Here is an 18,229-nt window from a genome sequence, read left to right as displayed (position 1 = left end):
GAGGGATTTTTTGTTTTATTATGAGGAGCAAAGTTCACTTGAAAAGAATTAAGTATTTTTTATATAAGTACAATTTTTAACTATTTACATTTGACCTTTTTTGATATATTTCAATAAGATGATTGTATTTTGTGAGAAAATTTTTATCCAATAATATTTTAGGTTTAAAGAATAGCTTTTTATTTTTAATAAGTAATATATTTGAGGTAATTTCTTTATGTGCTGTAAGGTCTTTTAATTCATTACTTCTAAGTGAAAAGAATGAGTATGCCAAAACAATAAATTGTTTATGTGACAAATTGGTAAATTTAAATTCGTTAGTTATTGCTTTTTTATAGTACCCACTATCATCAAATGTTATAGTGAATCCAATTTTTCCAAATTTAAAACTTGCACTTTTGAAAAAAGAATGTGATTGATAATCATAGTCTTCTGAATCAAAAGTTGTTATAAATAATGACCACGGTTTTCCATTTTCGAATTTAGTTTCATATTTGACTGATTGAAGTAAAATAAATAATGGTATTAGCTTTTGTATCTCTTCAAATGAAAGGATTTTTTCACCCCGATTTCTGATATCTTTATCTAATATTGTTTCTTTAAGAATTGTTCCTAACATTACTTTTAAAGTCCATTGAGCAATAGTAAGTTCATCTTCAAATGTTAAATTTGTGAAATTTTCTTCTAAAATTAATTTAAAATCTTGTTCAATTTCACTTAATAAGCCATTATTGCAATCTTTACACGCTGGAATTGTAAGACGCTGGTATTTTAGATTTGAGCTATTTCCTAGTTTTATCTCGCCATTCGTTTGGTTAAATTTTTTAAATAACCACTTGGGTATAATATGTTCTTTTGATAAATTGTCACTACCTAAATCACAAAAACAGATAAAACATTTTGAATTAATTTTTTTTAAATTATCTTCTAAGAATTCTTTAATATCCACTTTATTTAAATTTTTTATTAATTGAGATTTATCAAAATTAAAATAAATAAAATTTAATCTCATTTTCAAATTAGAATTATCTCAAAACCAAGTGAAAAAATATCCCAATCACATGATTGAGTTGTAATTAGCTGATATATAGATTCTAGTAGGACGCAACAGGATGCCGGAATTTCCGTTGTGTTTAGATTCGTTAACACAAAATAAAAAATCCCTCTCATCAACGAAAGGGATTCTATATGTAAATTATCCAAAGATTATTTCTTTGACTTCAAAGACAAATTATCCACATATACAGCCTGATGTACACCATTAAGCAAAACTTTCAGCCCCAAATTGGCATCTTTTTTTAAAGAAATATTAAATACTTTTTTATCTCCCGTTATTTTTGAAGGTTTAGCTATGGAAACATACGATTTTGTATCGGCTGTATTGTTTATTGAAAATAATTCCATTGTAGTTTCTCCCCCGTTGTCTGAAGCGTCAAGAGTAAGTGTATAATTTCCGGCTTTAATTTTTGGAGTTACTAAATACATATTTTCTCCGGGGTTTGTCATCGAATAAAATATAATTTTTTTATCACTGGCATAAAGCATTGCTTTTCCTTGTTGAGCGGTCCAACATTTATTAATATCTTTCCATGTGTCAAAATTTTCTGTAAGGGTAGATACAGTTTTACACTGTGCGTTGATTGTTAGAAATCCTCCTAAAGTTGCTATTCCCACAAGCACTATTTTTCTCATATATCATTAGATTATGATGTAAAAATAGTTAAAAAACAGTATATCGAAAAGGCATTGTTTAATAATTTGGGTAAAGCGATTAAATTAAATTTTAAATCACCCAAATATAAAATATCATGTCTTTAATTCACAAAAATCGAAGGATCGAAAATTACTTTTCTATTAGCTAAAACAGAATCAAAATTCACTTTTTTAAAGGAAACTTCTCTGCGATAATATTCAAAATCACCTTTATAGATTTCTATGATTTTTTCTTTGATTTCCGGATCAGGTTTTTGGATATATTTTTCACAAAGACAAATTGCTAATTTTTGCATTGCCGATTCATATTCCCATTGATTGGAAACTGCAAAATCTCCGTAAAGCTCTTTGTCTTTTTCCTCATTATGAAGAGGATAGGCTATTTTACATCCTTTGAAATTTATTTCTCCGGAATATTTTTTAGAACAGGAAATTAACAGAATCAATAATAAAAAAATGCCAAATATTTTCATCATAAATTTTTGTTCTTTTCATCCCAATAATAAGAATCAGGATAAATTCTTGCTCCAAAAACTGCCGTTCCGACTCTCACAATCGTAGAACCTTCTTCAATTGCGGTTTCCAAATCACCGCTCATTCCCATAGAAAGTTCTTTCATTTCTACATTTGAGATATTTTGTTGAATGATTTTCTGTTGAAGATTTTTCAGCAATTTAAAACATTGCCTTACTTTTTCGGTTTCTGAACTAAATAATCCAATTGTCATCAAACCTTTGATTTTTAAAGTATCCAATTCAGCAACTTTTTTCACCAAATCAATTGCTTCATCGGGATGAATTCCAAATTTACTTTCTTCATTCGACGTATTTACCTGTATTAAAATCTCTATCGATTTCCCTTCCAATGAAAGCCTTTGATGAATTTTTTCAGCCAAATCAAAACGATCAACAGATTGAACACAAGCAACATCATATTTCAAAATATCCTTGATTTTATTTGTTTGAAGATGACCGATAAAATGATTTTGGTGCGTTATATCTTTTAAATCTTCATATTTTTCCTTTAATTCCTGAACTTTATTTTCTGCAATTAATATTTGTCCGCTTTCCAAAGCGATTTTAATTCTTTCTGCGGAAACCGTTTTTGTTGCCAGTAATAATTTCACTTCATCAACATTTCGACCCACTTTTTCGCAAGCTTTTTTTATTCTTTGGTTGATGATTTTAAGGTTGTGAAGGATGTCTTCTTTCATATTTTAACGGCATTCGCCTCCAGTTTTTTAATTAAATTTGATTTAACTAAAGTAAAAGTATGATCCTTCGCTTCTGCAAAAGAAACGTCATATTTTCGATCTATTTTATTTAAATCTTCAGGAAATTTTGACAATAAATTGTCATAAAAGGTATTCAGAAATTCCGTAGACGGCATTTCATAATTAATTTTCAGCTGAAAACGTCTGATCAATGCTGTATCAATGATTTCAGGATGATTCGTAGCACAAAGCAAAAGTGCATTTTCAGGATAATAATCAATCAACTGGATCAATGTGTTTACCAGTCTCCTCATTTCGCCTACATCTTTGTCGTCACTTCCTCTCGCTTTTCCGATTTGGTCGAGTTCGTCAAGGAAAAGCACCGATCTTTCACGGGAAGCTTTATCGAAAATCATTTTGATATTCTGCGAAGTTTCGCCAATTCTCGAAGAAACAATATTGCTTAGATTTAAAATAATGATATTTTTACCCAAAGCATTCGCAATTGCTTTTGCAGTCATCGTTTTTCCACAGCCTGAACTTCCTTGTAGAAGTACCTTGTTGTTCACCGGAAGACCATATTCCTGCAGTTCTTTAATGTATGTATGCTCTTTGATGAGCTGCACAAATTGTTCCTTATTTCGGGGCTCAAGGAAAATATCATTGAGTGTTACTTGTTCTTTATCCTGAATAATAAGGTCGTACAGATTCATCGTTTCTTCAATTTTATGCAAAGATAAAAGTTTAAAAAACAAAAAAGCCGAACAAATACATGTTCGACTTCCTATCGGCTATTATAAAAATTAAAATTTGTCTTCCTTAGTGTAAAATTCTTTTGCTATGTTTTTTGTGCCCTTTTACTCGATATGAGTAAAAGAGCAGTCAATCTTTTTACAGATTGAAAACATATAACAATATAATTCGTCTTGGTTCCGAAACCGATTATTTTATCAGTTCAGAAAATTTAATTTAGTTTCCTTCTCTTCTTGCTGCTGCAAAATAAGATGCGAATACTACTAAACATGTTGCAATTCCGATGTAAGTGATCATTTTGTTTAATTTTTAATTATTTGACTATTTATTATCAATTTTACATTTGCAATATTACAACTTTCAAATGATGTGCCAAAACAAATAATTATGATGTATATCAGTGTTTTAACGTGGTTTTGTTTAAGATTTTGATAAAATTAGTTTACATTAAATTAATATAAAATTGAAAATTTACAAAGGGTTTTATTGTGTTATCTGTAAAATTTTATCAATCTCTCAATACTTTCATGTTTTGTATTTAAAAGTTGATAATACAAAAAAGAAAAAATGCAATACATAATAACATTCTTTGAGACAATATTATATCACTTATTTTGGAACTGTATAAAGTTTTTATGTTAATGAAATTTATTATTAATCAATTTCAAGTGAATTTTTTTATGATGTTTATATCAGTATTTATAGCGTAATTTTTCATACAAAAATGTATGACACAATTTTTATTATGTCATTTATGTTTTAATAAATAATAGAAAAAATTTAAATTTTAATCACAAATTTTCTTTGAAAAATAATCTGTTTTTCAAACTTTTGTTTCAATTATTGTTGAAATCTTATGATGCTGATCTTTTTCTAAACTTCTCCTTAAAACAAAAAGAATTGATGCCTTATCTTTAATTGAGATAGGCATGAGAATTATTTTAATTGTGCACAGGATTTATTCCGACCTCAAAAAATGAGGATACATTAAGTTTAGCATTCCTGAATAATTGCCTGACTAATTTGTTTTTGTTTCCAATGTTCCGCTCGCTTTTCATAAAGAAAAAATTTTCCTAGCTTATATTTAAACTTTAAGTAGCCACGAAATTCAATACCATCAAATTGCCTGTAAGAAATATCAGGATTTTCCTGTAATGACTGTCTTATTCCCTCGCTAAATACTGTAGGACCAGTTGTTGCATGAATATTATTTGGGTAGCGGTGAGTTTTGATATTATCAAGCATTAATTCCAAAGTTTTTTCCAGAAAAGGATGGTTTTTATTGAAAATTAATCCCCATTGAACAAAAAGATTTGGATGTCTTTCCGCGCTGATAATCGCCTCGTCATTATCTTTTATAAGATATTTCAGTGGTTTTGTGATAGAGCTGTCTACATCCAGATAAATTCCGCCTTTTTTGTAGAGAATCGCGTAACGGAAAAAATCTGCTTTTGCAGCTCCGATAGTTAGTTTTTTGTAGTTTTCGATATATTCGGGTGGAAATTCTTCTGTGATAAACTTTTCAATGTCATGATCATCATAAAAAAAATATTTGTACTCGGGATTTTTTCTTTTCATGTTCCAAATGTGCAGTTTAGTAATGAAGGGAAGATTTTTAGTCTTAAAAGTCTGGAATATTTGTTTCGGAACTGCCATAGTTTATTTTTTTAATAGTCTGTTATTCAATTAATAATAAGCTATAGATGATTTCATTTAACTGAAATTTTTCGTGTAGCAAAAAAGATTTTGAATGGGAAGGGAAACCATGATAATCTTTAAATGCTGATGCAGCTTATCTTTGAGTTAATCATAAGATTAAAATTTTATTAAAAAGTTAAATCAATCGCTTGATTAATTTTTTGGTTTTCCGAAAGGATTGTAAGAAATTCCGATATTGAAGTAAAAAGAAGGCTTGTATTTGGCTTCAAAAATGTAGTCTTTAAAAGATTCCTGTTTCTCAAAAACTCTTGCATTTGGAGTTGCTCTGATTCCTGTTTTTAAAGTTCCGATGAAATATTTACCTAAATTATGCTCATAAATTGCTCCGGAATTAATCTCCAATTGTCTGTACTCATAAGTTTTATCAGATTTATAAATGTAGAAAGAAGTATTATCCATTTCTGTCCCGAAAGCAATCCTTCCGTTTGAAAAAACATCTTTTCTTACCAGAACTTTTTTCGGTAAAATAATATCTGCAACCCATCCATTGTCGAATTTATGTTCATAAGTAAAAATCGGAAGGGCAGGAACTTGTGAACTTGGATCAATAAATACGGCTGCTCCCAATGTCATTTTAGTTTTCTGATTGGCTTTTAAAACGATAGATCCGGTCAGCATTCCGCGAACTCTTTCAAAATGTTCATCACTTCCGTCCACAGAAATCGAAGCGGAATAAATAGCGATCTTATTAAACAATTTAGAAAAATAAGTTGCATTAATAGCTTCAGAATGATAATGATATTCGTTTTTGTCCTGATAATCCGAAACAGGATTTTCGGTATTTATAGCGGTATAACGGTAATTAAGAGAAGTACTCAACAACCATTTTCTGTTTTTGACCAGATAAATATTGGCATTGGCTTTTATCTGATGAAAGTCTTTTACTTTGTTGTCAGGCAAGCCATTTCCATTAAGATTTGAAGTGAATTTATGTGGTGTTGTTTGGGTAAATTCTAAGTTAAAATCACGAGCCTGCGGAAATTTATCTGCAACAAATGCTCTTACTTTCAATGGAATACTGTCTTTTTTTTGAGAATAAACAATGTTTTTAAAAGGAAGAAACGCAAACGGAATAAGAGCTTTTCTAAATGTTTTCATAATTATTTTAATTCTTTAATAATAGATTGGAAAAAATTGAACTGGAAGATTTTATCATAAAAAATTTCAATACTGTTTTCTACGATAAATTCGAGATACTGTTTAGAATTGGAAATGGAATCTTCTTCAACAAAGACAAACCAGATTTCCTTCAGATGATTATTTCGTTTAAAACTTTCAAAAAGATTTAAGTCTAAAGAAATGGGATGTTTCAGATCGTAGAATAAAATTCCTTTTTTAGCCCCATTTTCTTCAATGATATTGATCGGATGGTTGATGTAATTAATGATTTTAATCCGTGGATTATAGCAGTCAATAAAATGATGCAGGTCAATAAGTTGAATTACCTTTTCTTCTTGTTGAGAATCAGTCATATAAAAACATTCTATTGAGATTTGCTCTGTTAATTCCTGAAAGGCTGTCAGTTCCATAAGTGAAAATTTTACAGGACAAAGGAATAGAGAATTACCCACTGGAAATTGTTTTTTATACGAAACAGGTAGTATTTTATACGAAAACCAAAGGCGTAACAATTTGTATAATAAAATGCGGATTTTGTATAATATTTTAATTAAAACTTGCGTTATAACGTATTTTTGTTGAGTGATAAAAACAGTTTAAAAGAATGAAATACAATTCTCATAATTTTAAGGAAACACTCGTCATCGATTTTCTTGTGGAAGACCGTTTCAGGTTTGTGAGGCATTTGTTGTTCCTTATTTTCTTCTTTCTGTTGATTTATAATGCGAGTTTTTGGCATTGGTATTCGGGAATTTATCAATACTACATCTTGTTTTTTGTGTATGTTTTATTGATCGGGATGGTATATATTAATATATATGTATTGGTTCCACTGTTTTTCTTCAAGACGCGCTATCTTACCTATTTTATTCTTCTTATTTTTCTCGGAGTGGGCGGATTAAATATGATCGGCTACTGTTTTGAAACTTTTTTTCTTAAATATCGTGTCATGAATATTCCAAGAGAAGGCGGAAAAGGCGGAATTTATGAAGGTGTTTTGATGTGTATCCCGATTATTCTGACGACGACTACGGTAAAACTTTTGCAGAAATGGATAAAAGACAGCCAGAGAATTACAGAACTCAACAATCTTACGCTAAGAATGGAACTGAATGAGCTTCGAAACCAGATCAATCCTCATTTTCTGTTTAATATGCTGAATAATGTAAAAGCACTCATCAGAACCGATCCCGAAAAAGCGACGACCGTTATTATGAAACTGTCCGAATTTTTAAGGTATCAGTTATATGAAAACGGCGAAGAAAAAACGTTACTCACCTCTGAAATTGATTTTCTTTCAAACTTTATCAACCTCGAAAAAATAAGAAGAGAAGACTTATCTGTTGATATTCATGTAGATATTGAGAAAAGAACACTGAATAGTATTTTTATTCCGCCGAACCTTTTTACAACGTTTGTGGAAAATGCTGTAAAACATAGTGTTGATATCAATGGAAGTGAACATTATATCAAAATTAAGATTAAAATGGAGAATGAAAAACTTTATTTCGAGTGCATTAATTCAAAAAATAATACCTATTCTGTTTCGGATAAAAATTATAGCGGTTTAGGATTGGTCAATATCAAAAGAAGATTGGAACTGTTATATCAAAACACCTATGAATTGGACATTATTTCGACTGATAAAGAATATTTTGTAACCTTAATTATTCCTGTATGAATTGTATAATTGTAGATGATGAACCGTTGGCAAGAGCGGAAATGCAGTCGCTAATCAAAGAAATTTCGCAGATTGAAATTTTAGGAAGCTTTTCGAATGTTCCTGTAGCAACAGAATTTTTGAAAACAAAAGAAATTGATTTAATTTTTCTTGATATCGAAATGCCGTTAATTTCAGGACTGGAATTTGCAGAAACGCTGCCAAAAGATACTTTAATAATTTTTACGACTGCTTATTCGCAATATGCATTGAAAAGTTATGAACTGGATGCGGTTGATTATTTATTGAAACCAATTGATAAACAACGACTTGAAAAAGCAATTGAAAAAGCTGTTCTTTATAAAGATCTATTATCCAGCAAAACGGTAAAAAATACTGTAGAATCAAATACTACCGATTTTTTATTCATCAAAGCGGACAGAAGATATTATAAAATCAACTTTTCCGAGATTAAATATATCGAAGGTTTGAAAGACTATGTTGTCATTCACACACAGACGCAAAAGCTGATTACAGCGATGAATTTAAAAACAATACATCAGAAAATTCCTGCAGATATTTTCCTGAGAGTGAGCAAATCTTATGTTGTCAATATTAAATTTATTGATTCCTTCGACAATCATAATATTTACATTGATGATGCGGAAATCCCTTTAGGAGAAGTTTACAGATCTGAGTTTTTTAAAGCGTATTCTGGAGGATCTTTAAATTTTGATAATTAATTAAATAGCATGAGTTGACTGTTTTGATAAAATCCATTTTCCATTTTGATAAATAGCTTCAACAAAACCGCCACCTTCACCACTTCCATAATTGATAAAGAATTTTTTACCGTCTTTATCTCTTTTAATTTTTCCGAGATACTGAGAAAACATGTTCAATTTATAATCAGATTTTAAATTAAATCTTTCTTTTTCAGGATAAACAAGCACTTTTACATGAGTTGGTTTAATTTTTTGGAAATAATCACAGTCCGAAAAATATCCCGCAAAAGAATAATTGTTTTTGGAAAAATCAAAGCTCTTATAATCATGATCTACAACCTGAGAATACAGATCTGTGAATTTAGATTTCTCAGATTTATGCAACGGATTGATGTCTGTAAAATCCGAAATTCCATCATTATCAGTGTCTGCAGAGTTTGGATTTAATAAAATTAATCTTTCAAATAAATTGTTGAAACGGTCTTTATCACTGTCTTTTCTTACTTCATCAAGATCGATTTCAAAAACAAGCTGATCTTTTACGGCTTCTTTTGGCGGACCAAAAGGATAACCCCAATTTTCACTGATTCTTATAAAACTTCCATAAGTCAGAAGTTTGTTGCCGGATACAAAATTTTCCGGTTGATTATTATTAAAATGAGTAAAATTGCTCAAACCTAAATAGTAAGCATTCGGAATATTGTTTTTCACTTCAAGAAACCAATACCCAAACTGATTTTCGCCAATTCCGTAAGTATCATTATTTTCTTTCTGAATATTTTTATAAAGAAACTGTTCGCCAAAATTTTTTCTTAGATCACCAAATTTTGCATTGTATTCTTCCGTTCTTTTCTTCCATGCATTTTCATCATAGTCAGACATTGATTTTCTCTCATCATTAAATTCTTCTTCATAAGTTTTCAGATCTTTATTGATGCTGAATTTTACATGAGAAGGATTTGCCTTCAAGATTTCTTCAGGAGTATCGATTTTGAATTCTTTGTATTTAGTATCTTTTTCTTTGCCGTCCTCAAAACAGTTTTTTTCTATTTCATATTGTTTACAGGAAAATAATGAAATGAGAAGAATAGATGAGTAAAATGATTTCATGAAAATTGTTTTTAATATAATTTTTGATCTTTTTCACAATAAAAACTTGTTCGTTTGCCTGAACCAGTATCTTTTTTTATAATTTCTGAACCACACTTTGGACATTTTTCTCTGTGATAAGCCTGAAAATGTTTTTTCAGAACATTTGCTTTTTTCCATTTTTTGAAGTCGAAACTGTAATTTCGGGCTTCTTCAATTAGTTCGTCTAATTTTTTTGGAGGTAAATTGCCAATCAAACTTTCAGGGTGAACTCCAATTCTGAATAAAGCTTCATTTTTAATAATATTTCCAACTCCTGAAAAAATATCCTGATCCATCAAAGCATCGGAAACCATCATTTTAGGATTTGATTTTAATTTCTCTTTCGCTTTTTCAGGATTCCAATCGTCACTCATGACATCGGCTTCCCAATCGATTTTAGCTAAAAATTCAGAATCAACAAGTTTTACATTACAGGTATAAAAATACATTCCTCCATCTTTAAAAATCAAACCTAATCGTAAATTATCTTTCTGATCTTTCTTTTCGAACAAGCTGTAAGAACCGAACATTAATAAATGAATCCGGATGTTGATGGTATCGAAGATAAGGTAAGTTTGTTTCCCGAATGTTTTTATCTCCCGTAAAATCTCATTCTTAATTCCCGATGTTTCTTTAATTGAATTTCCTTCAACTTCAATTACTTTCTGACCGACAAATTTTTGCAGATCTTCTTTCATTAATACTATTGTTGGACCTTCAGGCATGTTTTAAATTTAGATCTTACACAACAATAATTTTGCCACGAAAAAATTTAATTAAGTTAAATTTACCGATGTAACTCGTTGAACATCTCAATATATTTTTCTTTAAACATTCTTTCTGCATTTTCAGGAAATCTAAAACCGTCGGGACCAACATAAATCTGTTTTGTATTAAAATCTTTATCTAAAATTCGTATTTGATTGTATTTTGTTAACCAGACATCAAAATGTTCGACCAATTTTGTCGCTTCATCCAATAATTCCGGTGGGAGAGAATGTCCGTTATTGATCAGTAAATCCCGAATGTGTTGATTGGATTTCAAGATAATTTCATCTTCATAAAATTGATCATATTTTTGAATTTTAGAATATTTGTTTTGAAAAGCAAGCTTCAACCGATTTAGATGAATATAAACTTGTCCTAATAATTCGACAGTATTTTTCCGCCATTCAAAATAAGAGTTATCTTTTTTCGATAAAGCTTCAAACTCTCTTTTAATGATGGAGTTGTGCCGTTCCGTTCTTTTATGAAAAAAATAAGCAATGATCGCTGTAAAAAAGGCGGTGACAATCGTACTTCCCAATATTTGTTGTAGTAATTCTGACATGATCGTGTTTTTGGTTATTAGTAATCATAAAGTTAGCGTAAAATAGAAGAAAGTTTTTCAGGTATTTTTACGGAAAAATAGAAGTTGCGAATCAGAGTTTTTTAGAAAAAATCATCCGATTAGTTCATAAAAAATAAAATTTGGAGTAATTTTGAAAAATGATGAACTTAAACCAGATTTTCACCAATCAGCGTACAGGAAATAATCCACATACAAAGGCTTCAAGAACGGATTTTCAGAGAGATTTTGACAGAATTATTTTTTCATCCGCTTTCAGAAGACTGCAAAATAAAACGCAGGTTTTTCCGCTTCCGGGAAGTGTTTTTGTACACAACCGTTTGACGCATTCGTTGGAAGTTTCATCTGTTGGAAGGAGTTTGGGAAGTATTATCGGGGAATTTATTCATGACAATTATAAAAATGATTTAACAGAAGATTCCAGGAATTTTTACCTTCATAATTTAGGAAATGTAATTGCAGCGGCTTGTTTGTGTCACGATGTCGGAAATCCCGCTTTCGGACATTCCGGTGAAGATGCGATTGCGAGTTATTTTGATAGAAATGAAACCGATTTAAAGCCAAAATTTAATGAAAAAGAATGGGCGGATTTGGTTAATTTTGAAGGAAATGCCAATGCAATCAGAGTTTTAGCACAACAGCAGCAAGGAAAAGACGCAGGAGGAATTCAATTGACATTTTCTACATTGGCAAGTATTGCAAAATATCCGTGTGAAGCGATTGCCAAAAAGAAAGGCATTATTCACAGGAAAAAGTTTGGTTTCTTTCAGAATGAAAAAGATATTTTCCTTGAGATTGCCAAAGGAACAAATTTAATTTTAGAAAACGATGAGCCATATATTTTCAAAAGGCATCCATTTGTTTGGCTGGTAGAAGCGGCAGATGATATTTGCTACAATATTATCGATATGGAAGATGCCCACAGATTGGGTATTGTTTCGACAGCAGATTGTAAGAATTTATTTTTCGAACTGGTGAAATCTGAAACGGGCGATGTTGACAGAATTGAAAGAAAACTAAGTTCCATTTCCAATGAAAACGAGCAGATTTCTTATTTAAGAGCGAAAGTTATCAACGCATTGATTAATAAATCGCTCGAAATGTATAAGCATAATTTTGAAACGATTCTTGAAGGAAATCTTAGCAACGGTCTGCTTGATATGTACAAGAATGAAAATAAAGCATTACAAGATATTGCGAGTTTTTCGGTGGAGAAAATTTACAATCACAAAGCCGTTGTAGAAATTGAAAATGCAGGTTACAACGTAATGTATGAATTATTGGATCATTTTATTCCGTCGATTTTAAAATCTGAAGAAAAAATTAAATCTTACGATATAAAAGCATTAAAATTAATTCCAAAACAATTCATTTACGAAAACGGAACCGACTACCAGAAAGTTCTCGGAGTAATCGATTTCGTCTCCGGAATGACTGACAATTATGCAACCGATCTTTACAGAAAAATCAAAGGAATTGACATCGGAATGACGGTATAATTTCTATTTATTTTAATAATTCAGAAGCCTCTTCGATTAATGATTGCATTAAAGTTGAGGCTTTTTTATGCTTTAAAAGCGGCGCAATCTGACCAGACCAAAAGAAAACCAGATCATTTTTCTGTTGTTCCAGAGCAGCTTTTCTCAATGCTCCCATGAAGGTTGTTTGTAAAGGAAAAGGCAATGTTTTGTCTGTTGCAGTCAATACGTCTCTTGTGATTTTAGTAGTAATTCCGCGTCCTAATCTTCCTGTGTAAGCTCTGGAAAGCGTGGTGGATTTTGCTGCATCGGAAAATAAAAATTCTTTGTGAATAGGTAAGGCTCCTGATTCTTCGGTTGCCAAAAATGCAGTCCCGATTTGTACAGCTTCAGCTCCCAAGGTGAAAGCTCCGGCGATTCCTCGACCGTTGGCAATTCCTCCGGCTGCTGCAACAGGGATTTTTACTTTATCTTTAACCAATTGAATCAAGGCAAAAGTTCCCGTTGTAGAAAGTTCGGATTTATCTAAAAATGAAGGTCTGTGACCGCCACTTTCGAAACCAGAAGCAACAATAACATCAACTCCCAATTTTTCCAAAGCAGTAGATTCATCTAAAGTTGTAGCATTTCCGAAAACGATTGTTCCCTGTTTGTGAAGATCCTCAATTATATTTTGATCTAAAAGTCCAAACATAAAACTGAAAACTTTAGGTTTAATATCAAAAACAACCTGCAACTGATTCTGAAATCTCGATTCAAAAGAGGGTGGTGGTGCAGGAATTTCGGTATTTAAAAGATCAAAATATGGTTTAAAAGTCTCAATTGCCTTTTCATATTGCTGTTTTGTGTGTTCTTCATCGATGATGTCGTGATCGTTTACCCAAAGATTAAGGTTATAAGGTTTGTCGGTTTTAGATGTTATTTGTTTGTGAATATCATAAATTTCCTGAGGTGATAAAGTATAAGCTCCGAATCCGCCCAAACCGCCAAGATTACTTACCGTTGTCGTCAGTTCAATCGTTGATAAACCTCCGCCAAAAGGACCCTGCATAATGGGATATTCAATTCCCAGTAATTCTGTAATTCTATTTTTATTCCACATGATTTTGATGATTTTGGTTAAAAAACTAGATTAAGGTTGTACGTCGGTTAATGTTTTGTTGACAATGAACCATTCACCGTTAATTTTATTGAAAGTTATAAAATTATAGTAATTAAAATCATACATTTTTACATTTAATTTTGCTGTGGCAATCGAGTTTATCACATCAATTGAGATGATTGTCGGTTTAAAATCTTTCCCTGATTTTTGTGGACTTACACGACTTCCGACACCTTCGATATACTGTGCTGCGGTTTTAAAATAAGGGACACCTTTTATGTCTCCGAAAAGCAAAGCATCTTTATAGAAAGCCTTTCTTAAAAGCTCGGTGTTTCCTTCATAAATTCCTTTGAAATAATAGTTTTCAATAACATTTTTTATTTCAGCTTCTTGTGTTTGATCTGTTTTCATGACACTTGTTTTTTGTGCATAGCTGTTCAATGGAAAACTGAACAGCCATGCGATTATTAATAAGATTTTCATTTTTATAAATTGTGTCCGGCGCCCATTCCTCCGTCTACATTAATAATGGCGCCCGAAATAAATTTGTTCTTGGCAATAGCATGAACCATTTGCGCAACTTCTTCCGGTTCTCCGATTCTGTTGATCAGATGTATTCCTGCATTGTTGTCAATACTTTCATCGTGCATTGGTGTTCTGATCAATCCAGGTGCAACTGTGTTTACTCTGATATTATCTTTCCCAAATTCTGCCGCCAATTGTAATGTCAAAGCATGGATTGCTCCCTTACTTGAGATCGGCGCAGTCGATGGAGATTGCGCAATTGCGTGGTAAACTAAAGGTGTTCCGACGTTGATGATAACTCCGTCTTTTTGCTTGATCATTTGAGGAATGACAGCTTGCGTTGTGAAGAATGTTCCTTTTAAATTCGTTGTTAAAAATTTATCTAAATATTCTTCGGTAACATCCAAAAATGGTTTGTTATCGTAAATTCCTGCATTGTTGACCAATACATCGATAGAACCGAATCTTTCAATAGCAACTTTTGCCAACGCTTCTCCAGTTGATTTATCGGCAACACTTCCTGCAACCATCGCCAGATTTTCTCCCGCTCGCAGTTCATTATAAACTTCATGCAATTTTGATCCTGTTTGTGAATTAATCACGACATTATCACCTCTGTCTAAAAAATAACGGGCAACTTCCAAACCTATTCCTGATGATGCGCCTGTTACGATTACTGTTTGTTTTTTCATTTTTAAATTATTTTTTTTGGGCTGTTGAAAATCCTTGTTCTTTTAACACAGAAACCTGTTCTCCGGCATATCCCCAGTTGTCATCTTCTATTTCGTTGATCATGATGTGGGTTAAATGCGGATCTTTATTCAAAACTGTAGTAACAACTTCACTGATTTTTCTGATTAATTCCTGTTTTTTTTCGCGGTTAATATCTTCGCGTAAAACATCTATTTTAATGAATGGCATAATGTTAAATTTTTAAATGTGATTAAATAAATTATTGCGCATCTGCAACTAAATGTACATTCAAATCGAAATTATTGTAGATCAAAGTATCGCCAAGATTGGCAAAGAAATTTGATGATCTGAATTTGATATTGAATTTTGTTCTGTCGATTACAATTTTAGCGTCCAAAACTGCAACGTTGTCTGTTTTTACAATTTGTAAAGTAGTATCAATTGAATGAGTAATTCCTTTAATTGTAAGGTCTCCTTTTACGTAATAAAGGTTATTATCGTCTGGTTCTGCATGTTTGATTTCGAAAACTGCATCAGGAAACTGATCAGAATTAAAAAAATCGTCTGAAGCCAAATGACTGGCAAATTGTACGTTGGTTTCGGCATCTTCAACATCGAGAATCGTAATTGATCTTGTATTGATTACAAATTTGCCAGATAAAAGATTGTTGTTTTCAAAAGTGAAATCTCCGTCTTTTACTTCGATGGTTCCGTTGTGAGCTCCGGTTACTTTTCTTCCGATCCACTCTACTAAACTGTTTTTGCTGTTTACTTTAAAATTTTTTGTATCCATTTTGATTTGTTTTAAATGTTGATACAAAGTTCAGCCGAATCGAAGGAAAAGTTACGTGATGTACATCACGAAATATGGGAAAGTTTAATCTGTGTTTTTAAGGTTATTAATTATTGGTGAAGCCTGCTTAAAGTCTCTCTCGTGACTCCCAAATAAGCGGCAATCAGGTGTTTAGGAACTAAATTGTATAATTGAGGATACAAAGCCATAAGCTCTTCATACCTGAATTTTGCATCGTTATTCATGAAAGAAAGCAAACGTTTTTGGGCTGCAACATAACCTTTATTTGTTCGCCACCTGAAAAAATGTTCCACTTCATGAATTTCACTGCAAATCTTTTCTCTATCTTCATTTGAAATGGATAAAATACTTGCATTCGTAACGCAATCAACGTTGATAGTTGCTCTGTTTTTGCTGTAAAGTGCATCGAAATCTGTTACCCACCAATTCTGCATGGCAAATTGAAGGATAAACATTTTCATAGCATCATTAAGGTAAAATGCTTTCAGACAGCCATCTAAAACGAAATACTCATGATCTACAAAATCTCCTTCCGTGATCAGCATTTGCCCTTTTTTAAGATTGATCATATTAAAATGCCCAAAAACATACTCAAACTGATTGTCAGTAAGAGAAGCAAATCTTGAGATATGTGATTTTAATATTTCTTTTGCATCGACCATAATGGATAATTAATAATCAAAATTAAGTCTTTTCTTAAAATAATTTTAACTTAGAAATCAAATATTAAGATCATTTTAAATGATATTGAATTTCAATATTTTAAAAGCAATTCTTCTTTGATTGTTCTTATATTTTTCATTATTTTTAACAAAACATAAATAATAACGACTCATTAAAAAAATCAAATTATGGCATATTTAGGAATTATTGTTTTTATCGGATTAGTGACATTATTTGCCTCTTTTTTCACTGTAAAACAGGAAACTGCGGCAATTGTGGAGCGTTTAGGGAAATTTCACTCAGTCCGTCACGCGGGTTTGCAGCTCAAAATACCTTATTTAGATAAAATTTCAAAAAGAATGAATCTCAGAATTCAACAATTGGATGTAATGATCGATACCAAAACGCTGGATAATGTTTTTGTGAAAATGAAAATTTCCGTGCAGTTTCAGGTGATCAGAACTCAGGTTGCAGATGCTTTTTATAGACTTGAAAGTCCACATGATCAGATTACTTCTTATGTTTTTGATGTTGTAAGAGCGGAAGTTCCGAAATTAAAACTGGATGATGTTTTCCTGAAAAAAGATGATATTGCTGTCGCGGTAAAAGCCGAACTTCAGGAAGCGATGCAAAGTTATGGTTATGATATTATTAAAGCTTTGGTAACTGATATCGATCCTGATGAACAGGTAAAACATGCAATGAACAGAATCAACGCTGCGGAAAGAGAAAAAACAGCTGCAGAATACGAATCTGAAGCGCAGAGAATCAGAATTGTAGCGGTTGCAAAGGCAGAAGCTGAATCTAAAAAATTACAAGGACAAGGTATTGCAGACCAAAGGAGAGAAATTGCAAAAGGTCTTGAAGAATCTGTAAGAATGTTGAATAATGTTGATATTAATTCTCACGAAGCTTCTGCATTGATTGTGGTTACACAACATTATGATACATTGCATTCTGTTGGAGCAAGTAGCAGAAGTAATTTGGTTCTATTGCCAAATTCGCCAACTGCAGCAAGCGGAATGCTGAATGATCTGGTTGTAGCAATGACGACCGCAAATACAGTAGGAGAGGTGACAAAAGGGAATTATCCGCCACCTCCAAAAGATCATAATCACGGGACAAAAAGCAATTTATAAAAATAAAAACCTCCGAAATTCCGGAGGTTTTTTTATGACTTATTTCTTCGTTTTAGAAACTTGCTTTACTAATGTATATTTTATTGAAGATCCGTCTGCAGGAGGGTTTTCAATTTTTTCGGTTTTTACTTTTAAAACATATTCATAACCTGGCTCGTAAGTAAATCCCTCAATATTGCTGTAAAAATTTGTCCATTCACCTGAACTGTTTTCTTTTACCTGAAGACATTTCATTGGAGCAACTCCTGTGCAGTCTGCAGTTTCAGGTCCTACAATAAATGTTTTTTCATTTTCACTGGAAGCGCTTGTTGTTGCAGTACATTGTGCCAATACCAATATGAAAACTGCAGAAAATAGTACTTTTAGAAGTGTTGTAATATTTTTCATAATTCAAATTTTAGAGCTGGAATAGACAATTTTTATGCCGAAAATAT

At 31.6% G+C, this 18,229-nt stretch carries 22 protein-coding genes; 4 read left to right on the top strand and 18 right to left on the bottom strand.

Annotation, left to right across the window (positions count from 1 at the left end):
- Window positions 1–76 precede the first annotated feature (76 nt).
- The 8 genes from ABD940_RS00240 to ABD940_RS00205 all read right to left on the bottom strand — a co-directional run bounded on the left by ABD940_RS00240 (window position 77) and on the right by ABD940_RS00205 (window position 6,927).
- A complete protein-coding gene (locus ABD940_RS00240; RefSeq protein ID WP_345199539.1) occupies window positions 77–1,012 on the bottom strand; it encodes a hypothetical protein in 936 nt (311 codons plus the stop codon).
- Between the two features lie 194 nt (window positions 1,013–1,206).
- Window positions 1,207–1,692 carry a hypothetical protein gene (locus ABD940_RS00235; RefSeq protein WP_345199537.1) on the bottom strand — a complete coding sequence of 162 codons (486 nt, stop codon included), beginning with the start codon at window positions 1,690–1,692 and terminating at the stop codon, window positions 1,207–1,209.
- A gap of 122 nt (window positions 1,693–1,814) precedes the next feature.
- A complete protein-coding gene (locus ABD940_RS00230; RefSeq protein WP_345199534.1) occupies window positions 1,815–2,189 on the bottom strand; it encodes a hypothetical protein in 375 nt (124 codons plus the stop codon).
- Window positions 2,186–2,926, bottom strand: coding sequence for a YggS family pyridoxal phosphate-dependent enzyme (locus ABD940_RS00225; RefSeq protein ID WP_345199532.1), 741 nt, complete (start codon window positions 2,924–2,926; stop codon window positions 2,186–2,188). The genes ABD940_RS00230 and ABD940_RS00225 overlap by 4 nt, the downstream gene beginning before the upstream one ends.
- On the bottom strand, window positions 2,923–3,639 hold the full coding sequence (locus ABD940_RS00220) for an AAA family ATPase (RefSeq protein ID WP_345199530.1): 717 nt from the start codon (window positions 3,637–3,639) through the stop codon (window positions 2,923–2,925). Before ABD940_RS00220 ends, ABD940_RS00225 begins: the two co-directional genes overlap by 4 nt.
- A gap of 1,033 nt (window positions 3,640–4,672) precedes the next feature.
- The gene (locus ABD940_RS00215) at window positions 4,673–5,335 is read right to left on the bottom strand and encodes a glycosyltransferase family 32 protein (RefSeq protein WP_345199527.1); all 663 of its coding nucleotides are present in this window, start codon (window positions 5,333–5,335) and stop codon (window positions 4,673–4,675) included.
- Window positions 5,336–5,530: 195 nt separating this feature from the next.
- Window positions 5,531–6,496: a DUF6268 family outer membrane beta-barrel protein gene (locus tag ABD940_RS00210; protein WP_345199525.1), complete on the bottom strand. Its 966-nt coding sequence runs from the start codon at window positions 6,494–6,496 to the stop codon at window positions 5,531–5,533.
- Between the two features lie 2 nt (window positions 6,497–6,498).
- Window positions 6,499–6,927: a hypothetical protein gene (locus tag ABD940_RS00205; RefSeq protein WP_345199523.1), complete on the bottom strand. Its 429-nt coding sequence runs from the start codon at window positions 6,925–6,927 to the stop codon at window positions 6,499–6,501.
- A 194-nt stretch (window positions 6,928–7,121) separates the two neighbouring features.
- Here ABD940_RS00205 and ABD940_RS00200 point away from each other — a divergent pair, with 194 nt between their 5' ends.
- Together ABD940_RS00200 and ABD940_RS00195 are read left to right on the top strand one after the other, a co-directional pair.
- Complete coding sequence (locus ABD940_RS00200) at window positions 7,122–8,198, top strand: sensor histidine kinase (protein WP_345199521.1); 1,077 nt, start codon at window positions 7,122–7,124, stop codon at window positions 8,196–8,198.
- Window positions 8,195–8,920 carry a LytR/AlgR family response regulator transcription factor gene (locus ABD940_RS00195; protein WP_345199519.1) on the top strand — a complete coding sequence of 242 codons (726 nt, stop codon included), beginning with the start codon at window positions 8,195–8,197 and terminating at the stop codon, window positions 8,918–8,920. The genes ABD940_RS00200 and ABD940_RS00195 overlap by 4 nt, the downstream gene beginning before the upstream one ends.
- Here the strand turns inward: ABD940_RS00195 and ABD940_RS00190 are convergent, their stop codons facing one another.
- From ABD940_RS00190 to ABD940_RS00180, 3 genes are all read right to left on the bottom strand, one after another.
- Window positions 8,921–10,012, bottom strand: coding sequence for a hypothetical protein (locus ABD940_RS00190; protein WP_345199517.1), 1,092 nt, complete (start codon window positions 10,010–10,012; stop codon window positions 8,921–8,923). It abuts the gene before it with no gap.
- An 11-nt stretch (window positions 10,013–10,023) separates the two neighbouring features.
- Window positions 10,024–10,758, bottom strand: coding sequence for a DNA-formamidopyrimidine glycosylase family protein (locus ABD940_RS00185; RefSeq protein ID WP_345199514.1), 735 nt, complete (start codon window positions 10,756–10,758; stop codon window positions 10,024–10,026).
- A gap of 62 nt (window positions 10,759–10,820) precedes the next feature.
- The gene (locus ABD940_RS00180; protein ID WP_345199512.1) at window positions 10,821–11,363 is read right to left on the bottom strand and encodes a hypothetical protein; all 543 of its coding nucleotides are present in this window, start codon (window positions 11,361–11,363) and stop codon (window positions 10,821–10,823) included.
- 161 nt (window positions 11,364–11,524) lie between these two features.
- Between ABD940_RS00180 and ABD940_RS00175 the strand changes: the two genes are divergently transcribed.
- Window positions 11,525–12,880, top strand: coding sequence for a deoxyguanosinetriphosphate triphosphohydrolase (locus ABD940_RS00175; protein WP_345200703.1), 1,356 nt, complete (start codon window positions 11,525–11,527; stop codon window positions 12,878–12,880).
- A 7-nt stretch (window positions 12,881–12,887) separates the two neighbouring features.
- Here the strand turns inward: ABD940_RS00175 and ABD940_RS00170 are convergent, their stop codons facing one another.
- The 6 genes from ABD940_RS00170 to ABD940_RS00145 all read right to left on the bottom strand — a co-directional run bounded on the left by ABD940_RS00170 (window position 12,888) and on the right by ABD940_RS00145 (window position 16,655).
- Window positions 12,888–13,961, bottom strand: coding sequence for an NAD(P)H-dependent flavin oxidoreductase (locus tag ABD940_RS00170; RefSeq protein WP_345199510.1), 1,074 nt, complete (start codon window positions 13,959–13,961; stop codon window positions 12,888–12,890).
- Between the two features lie 30 nt (window positions 13,962–13,991).
- Window positions 13,992–14,444, bottom strand: coding sequence for a nuclear transport factor 2 family protein (locus tag ABD940_RS00165; RefSeq protein ID WP_345199508.1), 453 nt, complete (start codon window positions 14,442–14,444; stop codon window positions 13,992–13,994).
- A 2-nt stretch (window positions 14,445–14,446) separates the two neighbouring features.
- Window positions 14,447–15,178, bottom strand: coding sequence for an SDR family NAD(P)-dependent oxidoreductase (locus ABD940_RS00160; protein ID WP_345199506.1), 732 nt, complete (start codon window positions 15,176–15,178; stop codon window positions 14,447–14,449).
- A gap of 7 nt (window positions 15,179–15,185) precedes the next feature.
- Entirely contained in the window at window positions 15,186–15,407 is a 222-nt protein-coding gene (locus ABD940_RS00155; RefSeq protein WP_345199503.1) for a tautomerase family protein, read from the bottom strand.
- A gap of 31 nt (window positions 15,408–15,438) precedes the next feature.
- Window positions 15,439–15,972 (bottom strand): YceI family protein, encoded by a 534-nt coding sequence (locus ABD940_RS00150; RefSeq protein ID WP_345199501.1) that lies wholly within the window; start codon window positions 15,970–15,972, stop codon window positions 15,439–15,441.
- A gap of 110 nt (window positions 15,973–16,082) precedes the next feature.
- Window positions 16,083–16,655 carry a Crp/Fnr family transcriptional regulator gene (locus ABD940_RS00145; RefSeq protein WP_345199499.1) on the bottom strand — a complete coding sequence of 191 codons (573 nt, stop codon included), beginning with the start codon at window positions 16,653–16,655 and terminating at the stop codon, window positions 16,083–16,085.
- A gap of 189 nt (window positions 16,656–16,844) precedes the next feature.
- On the opposite strand from ABD940_RS00145, the gene ABD940_RS00140 reads away from it, so the two are divergent.
- A complete protein-coding gene (locus ABD940_RS00140) occupies window positions 16,845–17,795 on the top strand; it encodes an SPFH domain-containing protein (RefSeq protein WP_345199497.1) in 951 nt (316 codons plus the stop codon).
- 39 nt (window positions 17,796–17,834) lie between these two features.
- Here ABD940_RS00140 and ABD940_RS00135 read toward each other — a convergent pair whose 3' ends face one another.
- Entirely contained in the window at window positions 17,835–18,182 is a 348-nt protein-coding gene (locus ABD940_RS00135; protein WP_345199494.1) for a DUF4377 domain-containing protein, read from the bottom strand.
- Window positions 18,183–18,229: the final 47 nt, after the last annotated feature.

It is taken from the genome of Chryseobacterium ginsengisoli (genome assembly GCF_039542325.1).
In the GTDB taxonomy this organism is placed as follows: domain Bacteria; phylum Bacteroidota; class Bacteroidia; order Flavobacteriales; family Weeksellaceae; genus Chryseobacterium; species Chryseobacterium ginsengisoli.
Note: the sequence above shows the minus strand (reverse complement) of the source record. Positions and strands in the feature narration are given on the sequence as shown.